This window comes from Nocardioides sp. Z30_9, assembly GCF_058215735.1.
In genome coordinates this window covers 1,275,942-1,299,092 of the sequence record NZ_JBZAJF010000001.1, presented here as the reverse complement: position 1 = coordinate 1,299,092, position 23,151 = coordinate 1,275,942, and the positions used below count along the sequence as shown (strand labels likewise).

The following is a 23,151-nucleotide window of genomic DNA, read 5'->3' as shown; positions in this document are numbered from 1 at the left end:
AACCCGCCCCCTACGGTGGGCGCATGGAACTGCGTGTGTTCACCGAGCCCCAGCAGGGCGCCACCTACGACCAGCTCCTCCGGGTCGCACGAGCAGCCGAGGACCTCGGTTTCGGGGCGTTCTTCCGCTCCGACCACTACCTGGCGATGGGCGGGGACGGTGGTCCCGGCCCGACGGACGCGTGGACGACGCTGGCCGGCCTCGCTCGAGAGACCAGCACGATCCGGCTCGGCACGCTGATGTCCTCGGCGACCTTCCGGTTCCCGGGCCCGCTCGCGATCCAGGTCGCCCAGGTCGACCAGATGAGCGGCGGCCGGGTGGAGCTCGGCCTCGGCGCCGGCTGGTTCGCCGAGGAGCACGCGGCCTACGGCATCCCGTTCCCCGACACGCGCGAGCGCTTCGACCGGTTCGAGGAGCAGCTCGCGCTGATCACCGGTCTCTGGGCCACTCCGGAGGGCGACCGGTTCTCCCATTCGGGGGAGCACTACACGCTGACCGACTCGCCCGCGCTGCCCAAGCCGGTGCAGCGGCCCGGCCCGCCGGTGCTGATCGGCGGGACCGGGAAGCGGCGTACGCCGGCCCTCGCGGCCCGGTTCGCGGCGGAGTTCAACCTGCCGTTCGCCTCGGAGGAGGTGACCCGGGCCCAGTTCGCCCGGGTGCGGGCCGCCTGCGAGGAGATCGGGCGCGCTCCCGAGGAGCTGGTGTACTCCAACGCCCTGGTGCTGTGCTGCGGCGCGACGGATGCCGACGTACGCCGGCGTGCCGAGGCGATCGGCCGCGACGTCGACGAGCTGCGCGAGACCGGGCTGGCCGGCACGCCGGCCGAGGTGGTCGACCGGATCGGTGTGTTCGCCGAGCTGGGCGCCCAGCGGATGTATCTCCAGACCCTCGACCTCGACGACCTCGACCACCTCGAGCTCGTGGCCGCGGAGGTCCTGCCCCAGCTGTGATCAGCGTGAGCACCTGGGACAGGACTCCGGGCGAGGGCTAGGAGGGTCAGACCGGGCTAGGCGAGCGGGCGGCCCTCGGAGTCGGGGATCTTGCGGAGCAGGATCAGGACGAAGTCGATCAGCTGCCACACGCCGCAGCCGCCGAACGTGAGCAGCTTGAGGACCCCGAGGCCGGTGTAGCCGAGGAAGAACCGGTCGACGCCGAACATGCCGAGGAACCACGAGAGCAGCACGGTGACCAGCCACTCGCGGTGGGAGAACAGCCCGGGGAGCTGCCTGGCGGGGAACCAGCCGCCCGCGGACTGCTCGCGGACCTGCGCGTCGCTCTTGAGCTGACCGGTCAGCGCCATCTGGCGCAGCTGCTCGAAGCCGTAGGGGCCGTACTCCTGGCCGAGGTGGGCGAGCATGAACGCGCCGCTGACCGCGGGGGCCTGGCCGTACTGCTGCTGGCCGTACTGCTGGCCGTAGCCCTGGTCGTAGCCGGAGCCCTGCCCGTACTGCTGGCCGTACTGCTGGGTCTGGTCGGGCTGCGCGTACTGCTGGGTCTGGTCGGGCTGGCCGTAGGGCTGGCCCTGGTCGGGCTGGCCGTACTGCGGGGCAGGGTCGGGCCGCTGCTGGTCGTCACTCATGGCGAGGAATATATGTCGGACCGCGGCCAGCGAGCGCCGCCACCACGCGGGCTCACCGCGCCGGATAACCTGTGGACATGAGTCTGCCTGCTGCGCCCTACGGGCGCCTGCTCACTGCCATGGCGACGGCGTTCACCGACGACGGTGCGGTCGACCTGGACGGGACCGGTGCGATCGCGGACCACCTCATCCGGCACGGCAACGACGGAGTGGTCGTCAGCGGAACGACCGGGGAGTCGCCCACGACCACGGTGCCCGAGGACGGCGACATCCTGCGAGCCGTCAAGGACGCCGTGGGCGACCGCGGCCGGGTGATCGCCGGGGTCGGGACCAACTCCACCTCCCACTCGGTCGAGCTCGCCGTCCAGGCCGAGAAGGTCGGGGTGGACGCGGTGCTGCTGGTGGCGCCGTACTACAACAAGCCGGGCCCGGCCGGGATCCTGCACCACTTCACCGAGGTCGCCCGCGCGACCAGCCTGCCGGTGATGCTCTACGACGTGCCCGGACGCACCGGCCAGGCGATCGCGATGGAGACCTACGAGGCCGCCGCGAAGCTGGAGACCGTCACCAGCGTCAAGCACGCGACCGGCAACCCGGTTGACACGATCGTCCTGCGCCAGCTCGGTCTCGACGTCTACGCCGGCGACGACGGCCTGCTGCTGGGCTACCTCGCGCACGGCGGCTGCGGGCTGGTCTCGGTGGCCGGCCACGTCGCGGGGGACCTGCTGCGCCAGGTGATCGAGCAGTACGACGCGGGCGACCACGAGTCCTCCCTGGACACGTTCACCCGGCTGCTGCCGGTCTTCGCCGCCGTCATGGGCGTGCCCAACTACGGCGCCACCACCGCCAAGGCAGCTCTCCAGCTGCTCGGCGTGATCGAGAACCGCAACGTGCGGGGCCCCCTGGTCCCACTCGACGACAACGAGGTCGCGGCCCTGCGTGCCGCGCTCCTAGGAGCAAACCTGCTGTGAGCCATCCCCACCCCGAACTGTCCGCACCCCCGGCACTGGCGAAGGGCGGGCTGAGGGTCATCGCCCTCGGCGGCCTGGGCGAGGTCGGCCGCAACATGACCGTCTTCGAGTACGACGGGCGCCTGCTGATCGTCGACTGCGGGGTGCTCTTCCCCGAGGAGAACCACCCGGGCGTCGACCTGATCCTGCCCGACTTCGACGCGATCCGCAGCCGCCTCGACGCAGTGGACGCGCTCGTGCTGACCCACGGCCACGAGGACCACATCGGTGCCGTCCCCTACCTGTTGCGTGAGCGCAACGACATCCCGCTGGTGGGCTCCCAGCTGACGCTGGCCCTGCTGGGGCCGAAGCTGCGCGAGCACCGCATCAAGGACGTCCAGCAGTCGATCGTCTCCGAGGGGGACCGGATCAGCTTCGGGCCGTTCGACCTCGAGTTCGTCGCGGTCAACCACTCGATCCCCGACGCGCTCGCCGTGGCGATCCGCACGCCTGCCGGCATGGTGCTGCACACCGGCGACTTCAAGATGGACCAGCTGCCGCTCGACGGCCGGATCACCGACCTCCGTGCGTTCGCGCGCCTGGGCGAGGAGGGCGTGGACCTGTTCCTGACCGACTCGACCAACGCCGAGGTGCCGGGCTTCACCACCTCGGAGAAGGACATCGCACCGGTGTTGGACCGGGTCTTCCACACGAGCGAGAAGCGGATCATCGTGGCCTGCTTCGCCTCGCACGTGCACCGCGTCCAGCAGGTGATGGACGCCGCTGCCGAGCACGGCCGCAAGGTCGCCTACGTCGGGCGCTCGATGGTGCGCAACATGGGCATCGCCCGTGACCTGGGCTACCTCGAGGTGCCGCCCGGGCTGCTGATCGACGCGAAGGCGACGGCTGACATGCCGCCGGAGAAGGTGGTGCTGCTCTCCACGGGCTCGCAGGGGGAACCACTCTCGGCGCTGGCCCGGATCGCCCAGCGCAACCACCACTTCGTGAACCTCGAGAAGGGCGACACCGTGGTGCTGGCCTCCTCGCTGATCCCCGGCAACGAGAACGCGGTCTACCGGGTGATCAACGGCCTGGCCCGCGGCGGCGCGAACGTCGTGCACAAGGGCAACGCGCTGGTCCACGTGAGTGGTCACGCCAGCGCCGGTGAGCTCCTCTACTGCTACAACATCGTCAAGCCGCGCAACGTGATGCCGGTCCACGGCGAGATCCGGCACATGCTGGCCAACGCCGAGCTCGCCCGGGCCACCGGCATCGCCCCCGAGCGCGTGGTCATCGCCGAGGACGGGGTCGTGGTCGACCTCGTCAAGGGGAAGGCCAAGATCACCGGCAAGGTCGACTGCGGCTACGTGTTCGTCGACGGCAGCTCGGTGGGGAACCTGACCGAGAGCTCCCTGAAGGACCGCCGGATCCTCGGTGAGGAGGGTTTCGTCTCGGTGATCGTGGTGATCGACTCCCAGACCGGCAAGGTGATCAGCGGGCCCGAGATCCACGCCCGCGGCTTCGCCGAGAACGACACCACCTTCGACGAGATCAAGGACCCGATCATCGCCGCGCTCGACAAGGCGGTGGCCGAGGGGGTCAACGACGCCTACCAGCTCCAGCAGACCGTCAGGCGGGTCGTGGGGCGCTGGGTGGGCGGCAGGCTCCGTCGCCGGCCGATGATCATCCCTGTCGTCCTGGAGGCGTAGCCGGCGATCCCGACGCCCCCTTCCGGGACAGGTTTTCGGACGGAGAAGCCGATCCGGGGTCCGGACAGGGGGCGGCCGACCCGCCATGTGGGATAAAGCACCGACGGAAACGGGCGAATCGCCCTAGAATCGCGTGAGACCAAACAACTGGTCCCACCTGAACTGTGTCCACGGGGGCCCGCCCGATGCAATTGACAGAGTCTCCTCGCGCAGAGGGGATCCGCCGACTCTATGAGCTGATGCTGCGCGTCAACTCTTCGACGGACCTGTCAGAAGTGCTGGACGAGATCGCGCGCGGGGTCGTGGAGGTGCTCGGCTACGGCATCGCGGCGATCGCCCGGCTCGAGGGCGACACCTTCGTGATGACCACGGTGGCCGGTCCGGAGGAGGTCCGCGAGCAGATCATCGGGCGGCGTACGCCGGTGGCCTCGATCTTCAACGAGTTCGCCCAGGCCGACGAGTGGGGGGTGCTCCGCTTCGTCCCGCACGACCGGATGCCCGACGCGCTCGAGGAGTCCGCGTGGGTGCCCGACTTCGAGCCCGGGGCCAGCGCCGACGCCTGGCACCCCCTCGACGCCCTCTACGCCCCGCTCTACTCCGCGACCGGGCAGCTGCTCGGCAACATGTCGGTCGACCTGCCTCCCGGCAACAGGGTCCCCAATCGCGAGGAGCGCGAGCTCCTCGAGATGTTCGTGGTCCAGGCGGGGCTGGCGATGTACAACGCCCAGCAGCGCGAGCGCCTCGGCGACCAGGTCCGGATGGGCGACATGCTGCGTGCGGTCTCCTCGGCCGGCCAGCTCGCGGAGCTCGACCTCTCCCTGCGCGAGGCCGCCCAGGCGATCGCCAAGCACCTGCAGACCGAGCGCCTGTGGATCCGGTGCTTCCCCTCCGGCGACCTCGGCCAGGTCGAGCAGTCCGCGGCGTACCCGCCCGACGACCACGAGTCCAGCCGCGAGCTCGTGGCGGTCAAGAGCCTCCTGGCCAAGCGCGCCTGGGAGCTGGGCCGGCCCGTGGTGATCGAGTCCAGCGACACCTGCCAGCTCGACGAGAGCCTGCAGGACGACCAGCGTCGCCTGGTCCGGGCCCTGGTGGAGGAGAACGAGGGCTACAGCCTGATGTTCGCGCCCGTGGCCGTGGGCCGCGAGCTGCTGGGCTACGTGCTGCTGACCCGGGACCTGATGCTGAGCACCTGGACCCAGGAGCAGCAGGAGGCGGTGATGGAGGTCGGCCGAGCCCTGGGCCGGGTGGTCCTCAACGCGCGCCTCTACGACCGGGAGCGGCACCTGGTGGGGGAGCTGCAGGAGCTCGACCGCTACAAGGGCGAGCTGATCGCCACGATCTCCCACGAGCTGAAGACCCCGCTGACCTCGATCATGGGCCACATCGAGCTCCTCGACGACCTGGACACCGGGATCGGGTCCGTGGAGGCCATCTCGCGCAACGCCGACCGGCTCGACCGGCTGGTGCAGAACCTCCTGAACTACTCCCAGATCCAGGACAAGCGCGAGACCGTCCGAGTGCCGGTGGACCTGCGCACCCTGGCGGAGGAGAGCGCCGAGCTGATGGCGCTCCAGGCCGAGCGCGGCCGCGTCACGCTGAGCCTCGAGCTCCCCGACGAGCCGGTGATGGTCACCGCCGACCCCGACGACCTGGGCAAGGTCGTGGACAACCTGGTCAGCAACGCGGTGAAGTACAGCCGCCCCGGTGGCTGCGTCGACCTCGCCGTGGGCCGCGACGACCGGCACGCGTGGCTTCGCTGCGCCGACACCGGGCTGGGCATCTCCGCGGCCGACCAGGTGCACCTGTTCTCGGCCTTCCACCGCTCCAGCAACCCCGAGGCGTTGTCCATCCCCGGCACGGGCCTGGGGCTGGCGATCTCGCGCCGGGTCGCGCACATGCACGGCGGTGAGATCCAGGTCTCCTCCGAGCTCGGTGTCGGGAGCACCTTCCGGCTCCGGCTGCCCCTGCTCGGCGAGAGCCCCGCGAGCTGAGACACCGCCGTCGGCGCCCGTGGAGGGCGGGACGGCTCGAGTGACACCGGTCGCTGTGCGGCGTGTGACGCAAGGGACGGATGAGGTGTTCGGGGTAGATTCGCACCATGGCGACCCGTACGTCTTCCCCGCCGGCGTCGCGTAGCAAGAGCTCTCCAGCCCGCAAGTCGGCGCAGGGGAGCTCGACCTCGCGAACCCGGTCCACGGGAAGCAAGTCAGGGCGAAAGCCCGCAGCACGCTCCACCGCGTCCTCCAAGAAGGGGGCGCGGCCCGCGCCGCGTGCGGTCCGCAACGGGCCGGGACCGATCGCCCGGATCTTCATGGCGATCGCGCGGGTGCTGATGACGGGCTGGCTGGCGCTCGCCCACGCGGTCGGAGGCGGCGTACGCCGGATCGGGCACACCGCCGGCGAGCTCGAGCCCGAGCACCGCCGCGACGGGGCCGGCCTGTTCCTCCTCGGGGTGGCACTCGTGGTCGCAGCCTCGGTCTGGTGGCAGCTGCCCGGAGGGATCGGGGAGTTCACCCGGACCGTCGTGGCCGGCTCGGTCGGCCTGCTGGCGTGGTTCGTGCCGCTGCTGCTGTGCTTCGTCGCCTGGCGCAACCTGCGCGACCCCGAGACCAACGGACCCGCCGGCCGCCAGGCGATCGGCTGGACCGCGCTGCTGTTCGGCCTGCTGGGCATCGTGCACATCTCCAACGGTTCGCCGACCCCCAAGCTCGGCGACACCGCGCCGCTGCAGCAGGCGGGCGGAGCCATCGGGTTCGTCGTCTCGAAGCTGCTGATGGACCTGCTGCAGACCGCCTACGTGGTGGTCCCGCTGCTCGTGCTGCTGGCTGTGTTCGGGCTGCTGGTGGTCACGGCCACCCCCGTCTACCAGGTCCCCGCCCGGCTCCGTGAGCTCAGCGAGCGGATCATGGGCCACCACCCCTCCCAGGAGGAGGCCGACCCGGCGCCGGAGTCCAAGGCGGGCCGCCGCAAGCGGGTCGACGACGAGATCGACCCCGAGATGGGCGACCCGGCGTACGACTCGCCCGTGCTCGACCCGCAGAGCATCGAGAAGCGTGAGCTCGGCCGCCGCAGCCGCAAGAAGCAGGAGCCGGTCAGCGACCAGAGCAGGGACGATGACATCGACCTCGACCTCACCGGCCCGGTGGAGGAGGTCGCCGGCCCTGCCGCGAAGGAGGCCCTCGAGCCGCCGCCGCACAGCCCCCTGCCTGCCCGGGTCGAGCAGCTCTCGCTCTCCGGCGACATCGCCTACTCGCTGCCCGACAGCGAGGTGCTCAAGCCGGGCTCGGTGCACAAGGCCCGGTCGAAGGCGTCCGACGCCGTGGTCTCGCGCCTGACCCAGGTGCTCGAGGAGTTCGACATCGACGCCCAGGTCACCGGCTACACCCGGGGCCCGACCGTCACCCGCTACATCGTCGAGCTCGGTCCCGCGGTGAAGGTCGAGAAGATCACCGGCATCGCGAAGAACATCTCCTACGCGGTGGCCTCGGCCGACGTGCGGATCCTCAGCCCGATCCCGGGCAAGTCCGCGGTCGGCATCGAGATCCCGAACCTCGACAAGGAGGTCGTCTCCCTCGGCGACGTGCTCCGCTCCAACGTCGCGCGCAACGACCACCACCCGATGGTGGTCGGCCTCGGCAAGGACGTGGAGGGCGGCTTCGTGGTCGCCAACCTGGCCAAGATGCCGCACCTCCTGGTCGCCGGTGCCACCGGCTCCGGAAAGTCCAGCTTCATCAACTCGATGATCACCTCGCTGCTGATGCGCTCCACGCCCGACGAGGTGCGGATGATCATGGTCGACCCCAAGCGGGTCGAGCTGAACGCCTACGAGGGCATCCCGCACCTGATCACGCCGATCATCACCAACCCCAAGAAGGCGGCCGAGGCGCTGCAGTGGGTCGTGCGCGAGATGGACATGCGCTACGACGACCTGGCGAACTTCGGCTTCCGTCACGTCGACGACTTCAACAAGGCGGTCCGCGCCGGGAAGGTCGAGGTCCCCGCCGGGAGCGAGCGGGTGCTCGCGCCGTACCCCTACCTGTGCGTGATCGTCGACGAGCTCGCCGACCTGATGATGGTCTCGCCGCGTGACGTCGAGGACTCGATCGTCCGGATCACCCAGCTCGCGCGAGCGGCCGGCATCCACCTGATCCTCGCGACCCAGCGCCCCAGCGTGGACGTGGTCACCGGCCTGATCAAGGCCAACGTGCCCTCCCGCCTGGCGTTCGCGACCAGCTCGCTGGCCGACAGCCGCGTGATCCTCGACCAGCCGGGTGCGGAGAAGCTGGTCGGGCAGGGTGACGGCCTGTTCCTGCCGATGGGCACCTCCAAGGCGGTGCGCGTCCAGGGGTCCTGGGTCACCGAGGCCGAGATCGCGCTCGTGGTCAAGCAGTGCAAGGACCAGCTCCAGCCGAGCTACCGCGACGACGTGACGGCGCCGGCCGCGGCCAAGCGCGACCTCGACGACGACATCGGCGACGACATGGAGCTGGTGGTGCAGGCGATCGAGCTGGTGGTCTCCACCCAGTTCGGCTCGACCTCGATGCTGCAGCGCAAGCTGCGGGTCGGGTTCGCGAAGGCCGGCCGGCTGATGGACATCCTGGAGAGCCGGGGGATCGTCGGTCCGAGCGAGGGATCCAAGGCACGCGACGTGATGATCAAGCCCGACGACCTCGATGACGTGATCTCGAACCTCCAGGGAGAGCAGTGATGGGCGTTTCGGTTCGGCACAACTCGAGGCTGGCCGCCCTGGTGGCACTGGCCGCCGCGGTGATGACCGTCGCGTGGTTCTCGCGTGCGTTGCAGACCAGCGCCTGGACCGACTGGCTGTGGTGCCTGCTGGTGGCGGCAGTGGCGCTGCTGCAGCTCTTCGTCGTCCGCGACGGGCGCGCGCCGCTGATGGTCGCCGACGAGCTGGGCGTCCGCGTACGCCGCGGGGAGACCTGGAGCGGGCTGCGCTGGCAGGACATCGAGCACGTGGACGTGCAGGCCCCCAAGTCCTGGCTGCGTGACGGCCGGGTCGTGGTGCACCCGCGCACCCTCACCGCGGAGGAGTCCCTGCTGCGGCAGTCCCTGACCGAGGAGCCTGCGGCCGACGTCGACGGCACCGAGGCGACCGCCACCCCGCGCAACGACCTGGCACAGGCCTACGTGCTCCCGCTGGCGCGCACCACCAAGGTGGACTTCGACGGGCTCAGCGGCGACCTCGCCGCTGACCTCGACTCCCTGGCCAGCGGCCGCGTGCCGGTCCTGGTGCTCACCCGGATCGAGCCGGAGGCGCCCGCCGAGGAGGAGGTCGCCGACGCAGAGAGCGTCCCCGAGCGGGCCGGTTCCGCACGCGCCCGCTTCGCGACCCTGCGCGCCCGGGTCCAGAGTGCCGCGGCGAGCAGGAACGCAACCAGCAGGTCCGTGGACGCCGAGACCGTGGATGCCGAGACCGCGGACGCCGACCCGACCGACGCGCAGACCGCCGACCCCGAGACCACGACGCCGGAGCCGGCTGCGGCCGAGGTTGCCGACCCCGCTGCCGAGGCTCCGCACACGGCAGCCGATGAGCACCAGGACGAGGAGGACGACCGGGAGCAGGAGGAGTTCACCCCGGTCGCGCCCGCCCGCGAGCCCCGGCCCGCAGCCCGGGTCGAGGTGGTCCTCGACTCGGTGCGGATGCTGCCGGACCCGCCGGCCATCCCCTCCCAGCGCTCCGCGCAGAGCCCCGTCGTGGTGGCGAAGGTGGACGACTACACCGCAGCCGCCGCCCCGCGGCCGGCCGAGAACGCGATGATCGGCCCGATCATCGCGGCCGCGCGCCACCGCACCCGGCTGAGCATCGACGGCCTCAGCGAGCGCACCAGGATCCGGCCGCACGTGCTGGAGTGCATCGAGATCGACGACTTCGAGGCCTGCGGCGGGGACTTCTACGCCCGCGGCCACCTGCGCACGCTCGCGCGGATCTTCGGTCTCGACCCGCAGCAGCTGCTCGACCTCTACGACGAGCACTACGCCCGTCCCGAGATCGAGGCCAAGCAGGTCTTCGAGGCGGAGCTGGCCACCGGCATCGGCGGCGGCGTACGCAGCACCTACACCGGACCGCGGTGGAGCCTGCTCGCCGCGAGCGTGCTGGCCCTGGCCAGCATCTGGGGGATGGCCCGGGTCTTCAACGACACCCCGCAGGAGCTCGTCAGCCCGGCGCCCAACGTCGTGGACGCGGCCGGCCTGGCCACGTCCGAGACGGAGAAGGCTCCGAAGATGACCCTGGCGACCCTCGAGGTCGCGGCCAAGGGCAAGAGCCCCCAGGTGGTGATCCGGGACCGTGACGGACGGATCCTGTGGGCCGGCAAGCTCGCCGACGGCCAGCGCCAGCAGGTCATCGGACTGGCTCCGTTCGACGTGACCGCAAGCGTGGGGGAGGCCGTGAAGGTGTCCTTCCTCGGCAAGCCGAAGGGTGCCGTCGGCGACTCGCAGGCGGCTGCGAGCAAGGAGTTCGGCTGAGGCGGTGCGCCGGGACGTTCGCTCCGAGCGACCCAGCCTGCGCTTTTCGTGATGTGGCGGCCTGTCCGTCATACTCGAACGGCCCATGAATGCATCTGCTGACTCCCTGACCAGTCCATCCCTGCCCCCGACCACCGTTGCGATGGTGACGTTGGGCTGCGCCCGCAACGAGGTGGACTCCGAGGAGCTCGCCGGACGTCTCGAGGCCGGGGGCTTCCTGCTCGTCGAGGACCCCGCGGACGCCGAGACGGTGGTGGTGAACACCTGCGGCTTCGTCGAGGCGGCCAAGAAGGACTCGGTGGACACGCTGCTCGCGGCCGCCGACCTCAAGGGCGCCGACGGGGAGGCGGCCACCACCAAGGCCGTCGTCGCGGTGGGCTGCCTGGCCGAGCGGTACGGCGCCGAGCTGGCCACCTCGCTGCCCGAGGCCGACGCGGTCCTCGGCTTCGACGCCTACCCCGACATCGCCGGGCGGCTGCGCTCGATCCTCGCGGGGGACACCCAGCACCCGCACACCCCGCAGGACCGCCGCAAGCTGCTGCCGATCTCCCCGGCCGAGCGCGCCGGGGCCGCGGCGTACCAGCCCGGTCACGGCGAGCGCAGGCGCCTGGACGCCGGCCCGATGGCCCCGCTGAAGCTCGCCTCGGGCTGCGACCGGCGGTGCACGTTCTGCGCCATCCCGATGTTCCGCGGCTCGTTCGTCTCCCGGCGTCCCTCCGACGTCCTCGCCGAGGGGCGCTGGCTGGCCGAGCAGGGCGCCCGCGAGCTGTTCCTGGTCAGCGAGAACTCCACGTCGTACGGCAAGGACCTCGGCGACCTCCGGCTCCTCGAGACGATGCTGCCCGAGCTGGCCGCGCTCGACGGGGTCGAGCGGGTGCGGGTCTCCTACCTCCAGCCCGCCGAGACCCGGCCGGGCCTGGTGACCGCGATCGCGAGCACCCCTGGGGTCGCCGCCTACTTCGACCTGTCCTTCCAGCACGCCTCCAACCCGGTGCTGCGGCGCATGCGCCGCTTCGGCGACTCCGAGCAGTTCCTCGGTCTCCTCGAGCAGGCCCGCGCGCAGGCGCCCGAGGCGGGAGCGCGCTCCAACTTCATCGTCGGGTTCCCCGGCGAGACCGAGCACGACCTCGAGGTCCTGTGCGACTTCCTCAGCGAGGCCCGGCTCGACGCGATCGGGATCTTCGGCTACTCCGACGAGGACGGGACCGAGGCGGAGGGCTTCGAGGGCAAGCTGGACGAGGACGAGATCGCCGAGCGGGTCGCCCACGTCACGGCGCTGGCCGAGGAGCTGACCGCCCAGCGGGCCGAGGAGCGCATCGGTGAGCAGGTGGTGGTGCTCGTGGAGTCCCTGGACCACGACGAGGAGACCGGCGAGCTCGTTGCCGAGGGCCGCGCCGCGCACCAGGGGCCGGAGGTCGACGGGTCCACCACCCTGGAGTCCGTCTCTCCCCGGGTCCGGGTCGGTGACATGATCGCGGCGCGAGTCATCGCCTCCGACGGGGTCGACCTCGTCGCGATGGCTGAGGAGGTGTGATGAGCGAGCCGGCCCGGGTGAGCAACTGGAACGTCCCGAACGCCCTGACGACCCTGCGCATCGTGATGGTGCCCTTCTTCGGCTGGGCGCTGCTGCACGACGGCGGCGACAGCATGCTGTGGCGCTGGGTCGCCTTCGTGCTGTTCGTGGTCGCGATGATCACCGACAAGGTCGACGGGGACATCGCCCGCAAGCACAACCTGATCACCAACTTCGGCAAGATCGCCGACCCCATCGCCGACAAGGCGATGACCGGGATGGCCTTCATCGGCCTGGCCGTGATCCACGACTTCGGGCCGGCCTGGCTGTGGTGGACGATCACGGTGGTCGTGCTCACCCGCGAGTGGGCGGTCACCTTCGCCCGGCTCTCGATCGCCCGCGACGTGGTGATGCCGGCCAAGCAGAGCGGCAAGGTCAAGACCGTGATGCAGGTGGTCGCCCTGGCGGGGTTCGTGGCTCCCTTCGGACACCTGACCGGCGTGCTCGAGGTCCCCGGAGACCTGCTCTGGTGGGTCGCCGCGGTCGCGATGGCCATCGCCGTGGTGCTGACGATCACCTCCGGCGTCGAGTTCGCCCGCGACGCCGTCCGGCACCGGCGCGGGTCGCCGGCCGCCGCACCGCGTCAGTCGCCCTCGGCTCGCTGACGGTCGCCTTGGGTCGCCGGCCGCGGTACCCGGGGCGTCCGCGTCAGTCGCCCTCGGCTCGCTGACGGTCGCGGTAGGCGCGGACGTTCACGCGGTTGCCGCAGCCCGACTCGCAGAACCGGCGTGACCGGTTGCGCGAGAGGTCCACGACGAGGTCGTCGCAGTCGTCGGCCGCGCAGGTCTTCAGGCGGTCGAGCTCGTCGCTGCGGATCACGTCGATGAACGCCATCGCCGCCTCCACCAGCATCCGCGTGGCCAGCGGCGCGTCCTGCGGCACCGCGTGGATGTGCCAGCCGATGCCGTCGTGGTCGACGAGCTGGGGGAGCGCCTGCGCCTGGTCGAGGATCTCGTTGACCGCGGGCACCAGGGACGACTCCTCGAGCCCCCACAGCCCGCGCAGCCGCGGGCGCAGCCGGCGGACCTCGTCGAGCTCGGCGAGGTCGCCGGCCCGACCGCCGGACCAGCCCTGCTCCTCGAGAAACCGCATCAGGTCCGCCGGGCTGCCGAGCGTGTCCTCGCCCGACCCGCGCCCGGGACCGGTGTTGACCAGGGCCGCGGCGGCCGAGAGCGCGATCTCGGTGTCATGGGCAAAAGTCACTTTGACTCCTGACGTCTCATCTCCCTAGAGTAGCGGTAACGAGTGTCCCCACGTTTTGGTCCTGACAGGCGGTCCCACATGTCCACGCGCAGTACCGGGGTCGGCATCGTGATCGCGCTGGTCTCCGCAGCCACCTTCGCCACCTCCGGCCCCTTCGCCAAGTCGCTCCTCGAAACCGGCTGGACGCCCGGCTCGGTGGTCTTCCTGCGCATCGCCGGTGCGGCGCTGCTGCTCCTGGTGCCGACGCTGTACGCGCTCGGCGGCCGCTGGCACCTGCTGCGCCGCGGCTGGAAGCAGCTGGTCGCGTTCGGGCTGGCCGGGGTCGCGGTCCCGCAGGTCGGGTTCTTCTACGCCGTCCAGCACCTCTCGGTCGGGGTGGCGCTGATGCTGGAGTACCTCGGCCTGGTGCTGGTCGTGGCCTGGCAGTGCCTGGTGGCGCGGCGGCTGCCGGGGAAGGCCACGCTGATGGGCATCGTCCTGGCGCTGGTGGGCCTCGCCCTGGTGCTCGACGTGTTCGGCGGCGTCCGGGTGCACCCGGTCGGGGTGGCCTGGGGCCTGTTCGCGGCGATGGGGCTGGCGTCGTACTTCCTGCTGTCGAGCCACACTGCCGCGCAGCCGTTCCCGCCGCTCGTGCTGGCCGGTGGCGGGATGGTCGTCGCGACGCTCGCCTTCGCCGTGCTCGGGCTGACCGGGGTGCTGCCGATGACCTTCGGGAGCGCCCCCGCGCAGTTCTCCGGCTGGTCGCTGCCCTGGTGGGCCTCGGTGGTGGAGCTGGCCGCCGTGGCCACGGTGACGCCGTACCTCACCGGGATCGTCGCTAACCGGCTGCTCGGCGCCAAGCTCGCCTCGTTCGTGGGCCTCTCGGAGGTCATGTTCACCGTGCTGTGCGCCTGGCTGCTGCTCTCGGAGCTGCCCCGGCCGGTCCAGCTGGTCGGCGGCCTGTTCATCCTGGCCGGCGTGGTGGTGGTGCGCTCCGAGGAGCAGGGGAGTCCCAGCGGCCGCGGGACCGAGCCGCCGCTAGCGGTTGAACCGGGCCTGACGCTCGGCGAAACGACGGTCGGCGACCATGCGGTAGTGCCGGACGATCGGGTCGAGCTCGGTCGCGACGACGTCGTTGTGCCGTAGCACCAGGGTCGTCCCGTTCGCCCGGTGGAGCAGCACGGCCCAGTACGACGTGCGCGGGTTGCCCACGACGTCGACCGCCTGGAGCGCGTCGGCGAGGTCGAAGCGCTCGAGCCCGCCGAGGTTGTGGATCGTGAGCACGGACCCGTCGAGGCTGACGGCCTGAGGGGTGCTCGCGATCAGCACGCCCCACAGGACCACGACCACGGCCAGGCCGACGACCAGCGAGACCAGGTGGTCGGGGGTGCTGGTCTGGGCGTACCGGACGCCGAGCGCGGCAGTGCCCAGCACCGAGAACCCCAGTGCGACCGCGGCCAGGGTCCGCGGCAGGTGGCTGGCCCTCCACTGACCCGACTGCGGGACCGCGGGCTGCGTCTCCTGCCGCTCGGCGGCGTGCTGGCCGACGTGGCCACCGAAAGCCTGCCCCGAATCCTGCCCCGAATCCCGGGCCGAATCCTGGGCGGGCGCCTGCTGGGGCGCCCGGGTCGGTGCGAACTGCCTCGGTGCGAACGGCGTCGGTGCGATCGGGGCCGGGGTGATCGGGGCCGGGGCGACCGGGGCCGGCGCGAACGAGGCCGGTGTGGGTGCGAACGAGGCCGGTGCCGCCGGTGCGGCCGGGGCCGTCGGTTCGGCAGTCACGTCGTTGGCGGGACGCTTCTGGAACGGGATCAGCGGCAGAGGTGCGCCCGGAGCGCGGTGCTTGCCCGGTCCGCTCGGCGCCGGCAGGCCCGGGCGGGTACGCCGGATGAGGGTGCTGCCCTCGGCGCTCGCCACGTCGGCCTGGCGGTCCTGCTCCTGCTCGTTGCGGTGTCGCATTCTCGTCCCCCGGTTTGCTTGAAAGGCGGTGCGCGGCGGGTGGTCTCGCCGCGGGAACAGTTTGCTGCGGACAGCCGTACTTGTGGCTATTCGACCGATAAATCGTCTCTGTCGGACTAGACCACTCTTCAGAGGTTTGTCGGTCCGGGAACTCGCGCGAGGGCCCGGCGCGAGCCGCTAGCGTCAGCCCATGACCACGCCCGAGCCGCCCGACCTCGCCGAGGTCGCCGACCGGCTCTACGCCGCCTCGCCGGACCGGTTCACCGAGGCACGCAACGCCGAGGCGAAGGCGTGCGGGGACAAGGCGCTGGCCGCGCAGGTCAAGAAGCTGCGCAAGCCCTCGGTGGCGGCCTGGGCGATCAACCTCCTCGTACGCCGGGAGAGCGCCCAGATCGGCCACGTGCTCGAGCTCGCCGACTCCCTGCGGGCCGCGGCGCAGGCACTCGACGGTGACGAGCTGCGTGCCCTGACCCGGCAGCGTCGCCAGCTGACCACCGCGCTCGCCTCGACCGCGCGGTCGCTCGCACGCGAGGCCGGGGTGCGACTGACCGCACCGGTGGTCGATCAGGTCGAGGGGATGCTGAACGCGGCCATGCTCGACCCGGAGGCGGCCCGGGTGGTGCGCACCGGGCGGGTGCTGACCGCGTTCACCTCCACGGGGGTCTCCGATCTCGACGTGGACTCGGTGGTCGCCCTGCCGGACCGGCTCGAGGTCGAGGCCGTTCCGCTCGAGGGAGGCGACGAGGAGGAGGGGTCGGCAACGCCGGTGGCGCTGCGCGTCGTACCCGACGACGGCGTCAGGCTGGCCGCCGCGCAGGAGGCGCTCGAGGAGGCCGAGGAGCAGGTGCGGGCAGCCGAGCACGAGCTGGCCGAGATCGACGAGTCGGTCGAGGCGCTGAACGCCCGTCGCCTGCAGCTGCAGGGCGAGGCCGAGGAGCTCCGTCGCAAGCTCGCCGAGCTCGAGGACGGCGTCGACCAGGTCGACGACGAGCTCGAGGAGGTGGGAGAGGCGCGCCAGGACGCGCACGACGTGCTCGAGGAGGCCCAGCGGACGCGGGACACTGCCCAGGCCGAGCTCGTCCGCCTGGAGGCGAAGCGATGACGCCCGCAACCCCGGCGAGCGAGGGACACGTCTTTTACGAATAAGTCTAGTGAATAACTTGACTTACATGTCTTGAGTTGGCAAGGTCGGGTCATGACCTCCCCGGTGCCCACCCCGCAGCTCGCGGCCTCCGCACTCTCGAGGGCGCAGATCCTGTCCGGGCCGGATTCGGGGCCGGATTCGGGGCCGAATCCCCGCCCGAAGCCCCGGCCCCATCCGGGACGCGGCCGGGTCTCGTGGCTGCGGCGCTGGGTGAGTCCGGCCGTGATCCTGCTGACCTGGCAGGCCCTCTCCAGCGCGGGAACCATCCCCGAGCAGAAGATCGCCTCCCCGGCACAGATCGCCACCCGAGCCGCCGAGCTCACCCTCGACGGGACCCTCGGCGCCGCCACGGCGACCTCGGTGCAACGCGTGCTGGCCGGGTTCGCCATCGGGGCCGCCATCGGGCTGGTGCTCGCGGTGATCGCCGGGCTCAGCCGGATGGGGGAGGACGCCGTCGACCCGCCGATGCAGATGCTGCGCACCCTTCCGCACTTCGGCCTGATCCCGCTGTTCATCGTCTGGATGGGGATCGGCGAGGCGCCGAAGATCGCGCTGATCGCCATGGGGGTCGCGTTCCCGCTCTACCTGAACACGTTCGCCGGCATCCGGAGCATCGACCGCAAGATGGTCGAGGCCGCCGTGACCATGGGTCTCAGCCACGCCCAGCGGCTGCGCCACGTGGTCATCCCCGGCGCGCTCCCGCAGGCCCTGGTCGGGCTGCGGCAGAGCCTGGGAGTTGCCTGGCTCTCCCTGATCGTGGCGGAGACGGTCAGTGCCGACTCCGGCCTCGGCTACATGATCAACCACGCCCGCGAGTTCCTCCAGACCGACGTGATCGTGGTGGGCCTGGCCGTGTACAGCGTGCTGGGCCTGGCCACCGACTCCCTTGTCCGACTCATCGAGAGGAAGGCGCTGGCATGGCGCTCCTGACCGGCAACACCGTCGCCGAGGTCCGCGGTCACCACCGCTCCTTCGGCACCACCACCGTGCTGCGCGGGGTCGACCTCACCGTGCGCCGCGGCGAGTTCGTCGCGCTCCTCGGCCGCAGTGGCTCCGGCAAGTCCACGCTGCTGCGCAGCCTGGCGGGACTCGACCGGAGCCCGCGTGAGGAGGTGTCGGTCACCGGGCGCGCGACCGTGTCCTTCCAGGAGCCCCGGCTGCTGCCCTGGCGCAAGGTGCAGGAGAACGTCGGGCTGGCCGTGCTGAACACGGTCACCAGCCAGGACCGGCCGGGCCGGGTCCGCGATGCGCTCGCGGAGGTCAGCCTCTCCGAGAAGGCCGACGCCTGGCCGGGCCAGCTCTCCGGCGGGCAGGCGCAGCGGGTCTCGCTGGCACGCGCCCTGGTCAGCGAGCCCGACCTCCTGCTGCTCGACGAGCCGTTCAGCGCTCTCGACGCCCTCACCCGGATGGAGATGCACACCCTGGTCACCGCGCTGTGGGAACGCCACCGGCCCGCGATCCTGCTGGTCACCCACGACGTGGACGAGGCGCTGGCGCTGGCCGACCGGGTGCTGGTGCTCGACTCCGGCACCATCGCCCACGAGTGGCAGGTCGCCCTTCCGCGCTCCGCCCGCACGCCCGAGCACCACCTGATCGCGACCCTGCGCGTGGAGGTGCTCGGCGCGCTCGGCGTCACGGCCACCGGCGAGTCGCAGCACCGCGAGGACCACGACGTCGCCCACCACTTCGACACGAGCGGAGCAGCATGAGGAACCCGACCCCACCCGCCACCAGCGGCCGCACCGGCCGTTTCACCGGGGCCCTGACACTGGCCCTGGTCGCCACGCTCGCGCTCGCCGGCTGCGGCTCGGGCAACGCGAACGAGGAGGCGGTCCGGGACGACGGCAGCGTCGATCTCGCCAAGGTGACCCTGACAGTGGGGGACCAGAAGGGCGGTTCCGAGGCGCTGCTCACCGCAGCCGGCGCGCTCGACGACCTTCCCTACGAGATCGAGTGGAAGTCCTTCACCTCGGGCCCGCCGCTGCTGGAGGCGCTGAACGCGGGCGCCATCGACGTCGGCGCCGTGGGCAACACGCCGCCGCTGTTCGCGGCGGCGGCCAAGAGCAAGATCTCGGTGGTCTACGCAGCGACGATGGGAGCCGAGGGGGACGCGATCGTGGTCCGCAAGGACTCCCCGATCAAGAGCATCGCGGATCTCAAGGGCAAGAAGGTCGCCGTGGCCGAGGGCAGCTCGGCCAACTTCAACCTCCTCGCCCAGCTCGACAAGGCAGGACTGGCCTACGACGACATCGAGGTCAAGGCGCTCCAGCCCGCCGACGCACTGGCCGCGTTCAGCAACCGGCACGTGGACGCGTGGGCGATCTGGGACCCCTACACCTCGCAGGCCGAGCTGGAGTCCGACGCCCGGGTCCTCGTCGACGGCGGCGGGCTGGTCAACGGGCTGGCGTTCCAGGCTGCCAACCCCGACGCACTGGAGGACAAGGCGACCAGCAAGGCGCTCGAGGACTACCTGGGGCGGATCGCGAAGGCGCAGGTGTGGAGCAACACGAACCGCGACGCGTGGGCGAAGGTCTGGGCGGAGGAGACCGGCCTGTCCCAGGCGGTCACCCGCCGGGCGGTGGATCGTCGTACGGCGGAGCCCACCCCCATCGACGACGCAGTCATCGCCTCGGAGCAGGAGATGGCCGACGCCTTCGTCGAGGCAGGCCTGCTCCCCAGCAAGTTCGACGTCGGGGACTTCTTCTCCGACGACTTCAACAGCGCAGCAGTCCCCGCGGCCTGAGCGCCCACTTCAACCGGAGGTCACACATGAGCATCAAGCTGCACTGGTTCCTGCCCACGACCGGAGACGCCCGCAGCCTCGTCGGCGGCGGCCACAGCGTTCCCCAGGGCGTGGGTCTCCCCGTCGACGGACTCGGCACCGCCAACGTCTTCCGCGAGCCCGACATCGAGTACCTCGCCTCGGTCGCGCGCACCGCCGACCAGCTGGGCTACGAGGGGGTGCTCACCCCGACCGGTACGTGGTGCGAGGACGCCTGGCTGGTCACCTCGGCCCTGATCCGCGAGACCCGCAACCTGAAGTTCCTGGTGGCGTTCCGGCCCGGGGTGACCTCGCCGACCCTGTCCGCGCAGATGGCCGCGACGTTCCAGCGGATCTCCGGTGGCAGGCTGCTGCTCAACGTGGTCACCGGCGGTGAGCCGGTGGAGCAGAAGCGGTTCGGTGACCACCTCTCCAAGGCCGAGCGCTACGCCCGTACCGACGAGTTCCTCTCGGTGGTCAAGGGTGCGTGGACCCAGGGTCCCTTCGACTTCTCCGGCGAGCACTACGACATCGAGGCCGCCGAGGTCCGCGGCAGCCTCGACCCGGTGCCCGAGATCTACTTCGGCGGGTCCTCCGCGCCGGCGGGACCGGTCGTGGCGAAGCACGCGGACGTCTACCTGACCTGGGGGGAGCCGCTCGAGCAGGTCGAGGAGAAGGTCCGCTGGATCCGCGGGCTGGCCGCCGAGCAGGGGCGCGAGATCCGCTTCGGGCTGCGGATCCACACGCTGTCGCGCGACACCAGCGAGCGCGCCTGGCAGGAGGCGCAGTGGCTCCTCGACGGGATCGACCCGGCCACCATCGAGCAGGCGCAGGCGGCCCTGGCCGCGAGCGAGTCCACCGGCCAGCAGCGGATGCGCTCCCTGCACGGCGGGCGCAGCACGTTCGCCTCGGTCCACGACCTGGAGATCGCCCCGAACCTGTGGTCCGGCGTCGGCCTGGTCCGTGGTGGAGCGGGTACGGCGCTCGTGGGCTCGCACCAGGAGGTCGCGGACCGGCTCGAGGAGTACCACCGGATCGGCATCGACGAGTTCATCCTGTCCGGCTACCCGCACGTCGAGGAGGCGTACTGGTTCGCCGAGGGGGTCAAGCCGATCCTGCGCGCCAAGGGGATCTACGGCGACGACGTGGCGCCCGGGCGGCGACTGGCCTCTGCCTAGGTGTGATGCCCAGGTGTGGTGCCCGGGCCGGCCCCGTGACCGCCTCCGTCACGGGGCCGCCACCGCGACGTGGTCGCCGGTCGGGGTGCGGTCGTTGCTCTGGAACAGCCGGCGCATGAGCATCGCGGCCGCCCACCCCACCACGATCGTCCCGGTCGCCACGGCCACGTCGGGCAGGGACAGCGCCTCGGTCCCCAGGAAGGTCTGGAAGACCGGCACGTAGAGGCCGACGAAGGCCAGCACCAGCGACCCGGCCACGGTGACCGGCAGCAGCGGGTTCTCGCGGGTCAGCTGCTTGGGCCGCAGCCCCATCGCCACCCCCAGCTGGACGGCGACCAGCGACAGGAACACCATCGACTGCCAGGGCTTGTCGGCCTCCCGCGCCCAGACCCCCACCGCCAGGCTGGTCACCGACAAGATGACCGCCAGGGCCAGGACGCGCTGCCACAGTCCATCGCCGAGCACGCTCTGGTCGGGTGGGCGCGGGGGACGCGCCATCAGGTCGGGCTCGGCGGGCTCGGCCCCCATGGCGACTCCGGTGACCCCGTGGGTGAGCAGGTTGATCCACAGGATCTGCGCCGCGAGCAGCGGCACCCCGAGGCCCACGGCCGGTCCCAGGAGCATCACCAGGATCTCCGCCGCGCCGCCCGAGAGCCCGAAGACGAGGAAGCCCCGGATGTTGGCGTAGACCCGGCGTCCCTCCTCGACGGCTGCCACCACGGTGCTGAGGTCGTCGTCGGCCAGGACCAGGTCGGCGGCCTGCCGGGCCACCTCGGTGCCGCGGTGCCCCATCGCGACGCCGATGTCCGAGCGGCGTAGCGCGGGACCGTCGTTGACCCCGTCCCCGGTCATCGCCACGATGGCCCCGCGGTCGCGCCAGGCCTGGACGATGTCGAGCTTCTGCTCGGGGTTGGTCCGGGCGAAGACCCGCACGGCGGTGAGGTCGGGGACCTCGCCCGCCGCGATCTGGGCACCGGTCACCACCGCGTCGTGCTGGGCCGCCTCCGCCTCGCTCAGCACACCGACCTGGCGTGCGACCGCACCTGCGGTCGCGGGGTGGTCGCCGGTGATCAGGACCGGCAGGATGCCGGCCGCCCGGCAGGCCGCGATCGTGGAGCGTGCGGCCGGCTTCGGGGGGTCCTCCATCGCCACCAGGCCCAGCAGCCGGTGCTCGGCGTCCTCCCAGGAGGCGTCGGCGCTCTCCGCGGAGGTCAGGGCGAGCACCCGGAAGCCCTGCGACGAGAGCTCCGCGGCCCGGGCCAGGGCGCTGCTCCACTCGTCTCCGCGACCGAACCGGCCGTGGCGCTCGTGGAGTGCCTCGACAGATCCCTTGGTGACCACGAGGAGGCGGTCGCCGGGGGTGCGGTGGACGGTGGTCATCTGCTGGGTCGCGCTGTCGAACGGGACCTCCGCCTCCCGCGGGTACTCCGCCTCGGCCTGCGCCTTGTCGATCCCGGCCTTGGCGCCGGCGGTGACAAGCGCGACCTCGGTGGGGTCGCCCAACCCGGACCACTGGCCGCCGGGTTCGGCCGGCGGAACGAGGGCGGCGTCGTTGCACAGGGTGCCGGCCAGGAGCAGGTCGCGTACGTCGGCGAGGCCGGCCGGGTCCTGCGTCGTCCCCTCGGGGCGCAGCTCCCCGACCGGTGCGTACCCGTCCCCGGTGACGCGCACGGTGTGCTCGGGGGTCCACAGCTGCTCGACCACCATCACCGCCTGCGTCAGCGTGCCGGTCTTGTCGGTGCTGAGCACGGTGACCGACCCGAGGGTCTCGACGGCCGGGAGCCGGCGTACCACCGCGCTGCGTGCCGCCATCCGGCTCGCCCCCAGCGCGAGGCTCAGCGTGACGACCGCCGGCAGCGACTCCGGGACCGCGGCGACCGCGAGGCTGACGGCGGTGACGAGCATCAGCTCCAGCGACCGGTCGTTGAGCACGCCGATCACCAGGACGACCCCGCACAGCGCCACGGCGGTGATCGCCAGGACGCGCCCCAGCCCGGCGAGCCGCTGCTGGAGCGGCGTCACCTGGACCCGGGAGTCCATCAGCGCGGCGATCCTGCCCATCGCGCTGGAGGGACCGGTCGCGGTGACGTGTGCCGAGACCCGCCCCTTGACCACCACGGTGCCCGAGGAGAGGGGGTCGCCGACGCCCTTGCCCACCGCGACCGACTCGCCGGTCAGCGCCGCCTCGTCGATGAGCAGCGACGAGGCCTCGAGCACCTCGGAGTCCGCCGGCACGATGTCTCCCTCGCCCAGGGCGATCACGTCACCGGGGACGAGGTCGGCGCTGGGCAGCGAGACCTCCACCCCGTCGCGGCGTACCCGGACCGAGGGGGCCGACATGGCCGCCAGTGCGGTGATCGCGCGGTCGGCCTTGAGCTCCTGGTAGACGCCCACGGTGGTGTTCACCACGACCACGACCACGATGACGGCCGCGTCGGTGAGGTCCCCGATGAACACGGTCAGCACGCAGGCCCCGAGGAGCACCAGGATCAGCGGGTCGCGGAGCTGGACGCCGATGCTGGACCACACCGAGACCCGTCCCCGCTGGGCGACCTCGTTGGGCCCGACCTCGCTCAGCAGCCGGGTGGCCTCGGCGGTGGACAAGCCGGAGGGTGCCATGTCACCAACCC

At 71.6% G+C, this 23,151-nt stretch carries 18 protein-coding genes; 14 read left to right on the top strand and 4 right to left on the bottom strand.

What is annotated here, in order from left to right:
- The first annotated feature begins 23 nt into the window (after positions 1-23).
- Complete coding sequence (locus AC4BGB_RS06385) at positions 24-950, top strand: LLM class F420-dependent oxidoreductase (protein WP_490545792.1); 927 nt, start codon at positions 24-26, stop codon at positions 948-950.
- 56 nt (positions 951-1,006) lie between these two features.
- Here the strand turns inward: AC4BGB_RS06385 and AC4BGB_RS06380 are convergent, their stop codons facing one another.
- On the bottom strand, positions 1,007-1,579 hold the full coding sequence (locus AC4BGB_RS06380) for an NINE protein (protein ID WP_490545790.1): 573 nt from the start codon (positions 1,577-1,579) through the stop codon (positions 1,007-1,009).
- 77 nt (positions 1,580-1,656) lie between these two features.
- On the opposite strand from AC4BGB_RS06380, the gene dapA reads away from it, so the two are divergent.
- The 7 genes from dapA to pgsA all read left to right on the top strand — a co-directional run bounded on the left by dapA (position 1,657) and on the right by pgsA (position 12,902).
- Positions 1,657-2,550, top strand: coding sequence for a 4-hydroxy-tetrahydrodipicolinate synthase (gene dapA, locus AC4BGB_RS06375; protein WP_490545789.1), 894 nt, complete (start codon positions 1,657-1,659; stop codon positions 2,548-2,550).
- Positions 2,547-4,238 carry a ribonuclease J gene (locus tag AC4BGB_RS06370; RefSeq protein WP_490545788.1) on the top strand — a complete coding sequence of 564 codons (1,692 nt, stop codon included), beginning with the start codon at positions 2,547-2,549 and terminating at the stop codon, positions 4,236-4,238. Before dapA ends, AC4BGB_RS06370 begins: the two co-directional genes overlap by 4 nt.
- Positions 4,239-4,477: 239 nt before the next feature.
- Complete coding sequence (locus AC4BGB_RS06365; protein WP_490545786.1) at positions 4,478-6,229, top strand: ATP-binding protein; 1,752 nt, start codon at positions 4,478-4,480, stop codon at positions 6,227-6,229.
- Positions 6,230-6,336: 107 nt separating this feature from the next.
- Complete coding sequence (locus tag AC4BGB_RS06360; RefSeq protein WP_490545784.1) at positions 6,337-8,946, top strand: FtsK/SpoIIIE family DNA translocase; 2,610 nt, start codon at positions 6,337-6,339, stop codon at positions 8,944-8,946.
- Positions 8,946-10,724: a helix-turn-helix domain-containing protein gene (locus AC4BGB_RS06355; RefSeq protein WP_490545782.1), complete on the top strand. Its 1,779-nt coding sequence runs from the start codon at positions 8,946-8,948 to the stop codon at positions 10,722-10,724. Before AC4BGB_RS06360 ends, AC4BGB_RS06355 begins: the two co-directional genes overlap by 1 nt.
- A gap of 85 nt (positions 10,725-10,809) precedes the next feature.
- Positions 10,810-12,258, top strand: a complete 1,449-nt coding sequence (gene rimO, locus AC4BGB_RS06350) for a 30S ribosomal protein S12 methylthiotransferase RimO (protein ID WP_490545780.1) — start codon at positions 10,810-10,812, stop codon at positions 12,256-12,258.
- Positions 12,258-12,902 (top strand): CDP-diacylglycerol--glycerol-3-phosphate 3-phosphatidyltransferase, encoded by a 645-nt coding sequence (gene pgsA, locus AC4BGB_RS06345; protein ID WP_490545778.1) that lies wholly within the window; start codon positions 12,258-12,260, stop codon positions 12,900-12,902. The genes rimO and pgsA overlap by 1 nt, the downstream gene beginning before the upstream one ends.
- 43 nt (positions 12,903-12,945) lie before the next feature.
- Here pgsA and AC4BGB_RS06340 read toward each other — a convergent pair whose 3' ends face one another.
- On the bottom strand, positions 12,946-13,500 hold the full coding sequence (locus AC4BGB_RS06340) for a CGNR zinc finger domain-containing protein (RefSeq protein ID WP_490545777.1): 555 nt from the start codon (positions 13,498-13,500) through the stop codon (positions 12,946-12,948).
- A gap of 78 nt (positions 13,501-13,578) precedes the next feature.
- Between AC4BGB_RS06340 and AC4BGB_RS06335 the strand changes: the two genes are divergently transcribed.
- Positions 13,579-14,625 carry an EamA family transporter gene (locus AC4BGB_RS06335; protein WP_490545775.1) on the top strand — a complete coding sequence of 349 codons (1,047 nt, stop codon included), beginning with the start codon at positions 13,579-13,581 and terminating at the stop codon, positions 14,623-14,625.
- Here the strand turns inward: AC4BGB_RS06335 and AC4BGB_RS06330 are convergent.
- Positions 14,518-15,438, bottom strand: a complete 921-nt coding sequence (locus tag AC4BGB_RS06330; protein WP_490545773.1) for a hypothetical protein — start codon at positions 15,436-15,438, stop codon at positions 14,518-14,520. The two genes, AC4BGB_RS06335 and AC4BGB_RS06330, sit on opposite strands and share 108 nt — an antisense overlap.
- Before the next feature lie 190 nt (positions 15,439-15,628).
- On the opposite strand from AC4BGB_RS06330, the gene AC4BGB_RS06325 reads away from it, so the two are divergent.
- The 5 genes from AC4BGB_RS06325 (at position 15,629) to AC4BGB_RS06305 (ending at position 20,521) form a co-directional block, all read left to right on the top strand.
- Positions 15,629-16,540 (top strand): hypothetical protein, encoded by a 912-nt coding sequence (locus AC4BGB_RS06325; protein ID WP_490545771.1) that lies wholly within the window; start codon positions 15,629-15,631, stop codon positions 16,538-16,540.
- Positions 16,541-16,804: 264 nt separating this feature from the next.
- Positions 16,805-17,512 carry an ABC transporter permease gene (locus tag AC4BGB_RS06320; RefSeq protein WP_490545769.1) on the top strand — a complete coding sequence of 236 codons (708 nt, stop codon included), beginning with the start codon at positions 16,805-16,807 and terminating at the stop codon, positions 17,510-17,512.
- Positions 17,500-18,291 carry an ABC transporter ATP-binding protein gene (locus tag AC4BGB_RS06315; protein WP_490545767.1) on the top strand — a complete coding sequence of 264 codons (792 nt, stop codon included), beginning with the start codon at positions 17,500-17,502 and terminating at the stop codon, positions 18,289-18,291. Before AC4BGB_RS06320 ends, AC4BGB_RS06315 begins: the two co-directional genes overlap by 13 nt.
- Positions 18,288-19,325, top strand: coding sequence for an ABC transporter substrate-binding protein (locus tag AC4BGB_RS06310; RefSeq protein WP_490545765.1), 1,038 nt, complete (start codon positions 18,288-18,290; stop codon positions 19,323-19,325). Before AC4BGB_RS06315 ends, AC4BGB_RS06310 begins: the two co-directional genes overlap by 4 nt.
- Before the next feature lie 26 nt (positions 19,326-19,351).
- Positions 19,352-20,521 carry an LLM class flavin-dependent oxidoreductase gene (locus AC4BGB_RS06305; RefSeq protein WP_490545763.1) on the top strand — a complete coding sequence of 390 codons (1,170 nt, stop codon included), beginning with the start codon at positions 19,352-19,354 and terminating at the stop codon, positions 20,519-20,521.
- Positions 20,522-20,569: 48 nt separating this feature from the next.
- Here AC4BGB_RS06305 and AC4BGB_RS06300 read toward each other — a convergent pair whose 3' ends face one another.
- Entirely contained in the window at positions 20,570-23,140 is a 2,571-nt protein-coding gene (locus AC4BGB_RS06300) for a cation-translocating P-type ATPase (protein WP_490545761.1), read from the bottom strand.
- Positions 23,141-23,151 lie beyond the last annotated feature (11 nt).

Excerpts from the sequence above, each read along its gene's own strand:
- AC4BGB_RS06310 (WP_490545765.1), top strand. The coding sequence starts at position 18,288 with ATGAGGAACCCGACCCCACCCGCCACCAGCGGCCGCACCGGCCGTTTC.
- AC4BGB_RS06300 (WP_490545761.1), bottom strand. The coding sequence starts at position 23,140 with ATGGCACCCTCCGGCTTGTCCACCGCCGAGGCCACCCGGCTGCTGAGC.
- AC4BGB_RS06380 (WP_490545790.1), bottom strand. The coding sequence starts at position 1,579 with ATGAGTGACGACCAGCAGCGGCCCGACCCTGCCCCGCAGTACGGCCAG.
- AC4BGB_RS06305 (WP_490545763.1), top strand. The coding sequence starts at position 19,352 with ATGAGCATCAAGCTGCACTGGTTCCTGCCCACGACCGGAGACGCCCGC.
- AC4BGB_RS06365 (WP_490545786.1), top strand. The coding sequence starts at position 4,478 with ATGCTGCGCGTCAACTCTTCGACGGACCTGTCAGAAGTGCTGGACGAG.
- AC4BGB_RS06360 (WP_490545784.1), top strand. The coding sequence starts at position 6,337 with ATGGCGACCCGTACGTCTTCCCCGCCGGCGTCGCGTAGCAAGAGCTCT.
- AC4BGB_RS06325 (WP_490545771.1), top strand. The coding sequence starts at position 15,629 with ATGACCACGCCCGAGCCGCCCGACCTCGCCGAGGTCGCCGACCGGCTC.
- AC4BGB_RS06355 (WP_490545782.1), top strand. The coding sequence starts at position 8,946 with ATGGGCGTTTCGGTTCGGCACAACTCGAGGCTGGCCGCCCTGGTGGCA.
- AC4BGB_RS06335 (WP_490545775.1), top strand. The coding sequence starts at position 13,579 with ATGTCCACGCGCAGTACCGGGGTCGGCATCGTGATCGCGCTGGTCTCC.
- dapA (WP_490545789.1), top strand. The coding sequence starts at position 1,657 with ATGAGTCTGCCTGCTGCGCCCTACGGGCGCCTGCTCACTGCCATGGCG.
- rimO (WP_490545780.1), top strand. The coding sequence starts at position 10,810 with ATGAATGCATCTGCTGACTCCCTGACCAGTCCATCCCTGCCCCCGACC.
- AC4BGB_RS06330 (WP_490545773.1), bottom strand. The coding sequence starts at position 15,438 with ATGCGACACCGCAACGAGCAGGAGCAGGACCGCCAGGCCGACGTGGCG.
- pgsA (WP_490545778.1), top strand. The coding sequence starts at position 12,258 with ATGAGCGAGCCGGCCCGGGTGAGCAACTGGAACGTCCCGAACGCCCTG.
- AC4BGB_RS06385 (WP_490545792.1), top strand. The coding sequence starts at position 24 with ATGGAACTGCGTGTGTTCACCGAGCCCCAGCAGGGCGCCACCTACGAC.
- AC4BGB_RS06315 (WP_490545767.1), top strand. The coding sequence starts at position 17,500 with ATGGCGCTCCTGACCGGCAACACCGTCGCCGAGGTCCGCGGTCACCAC.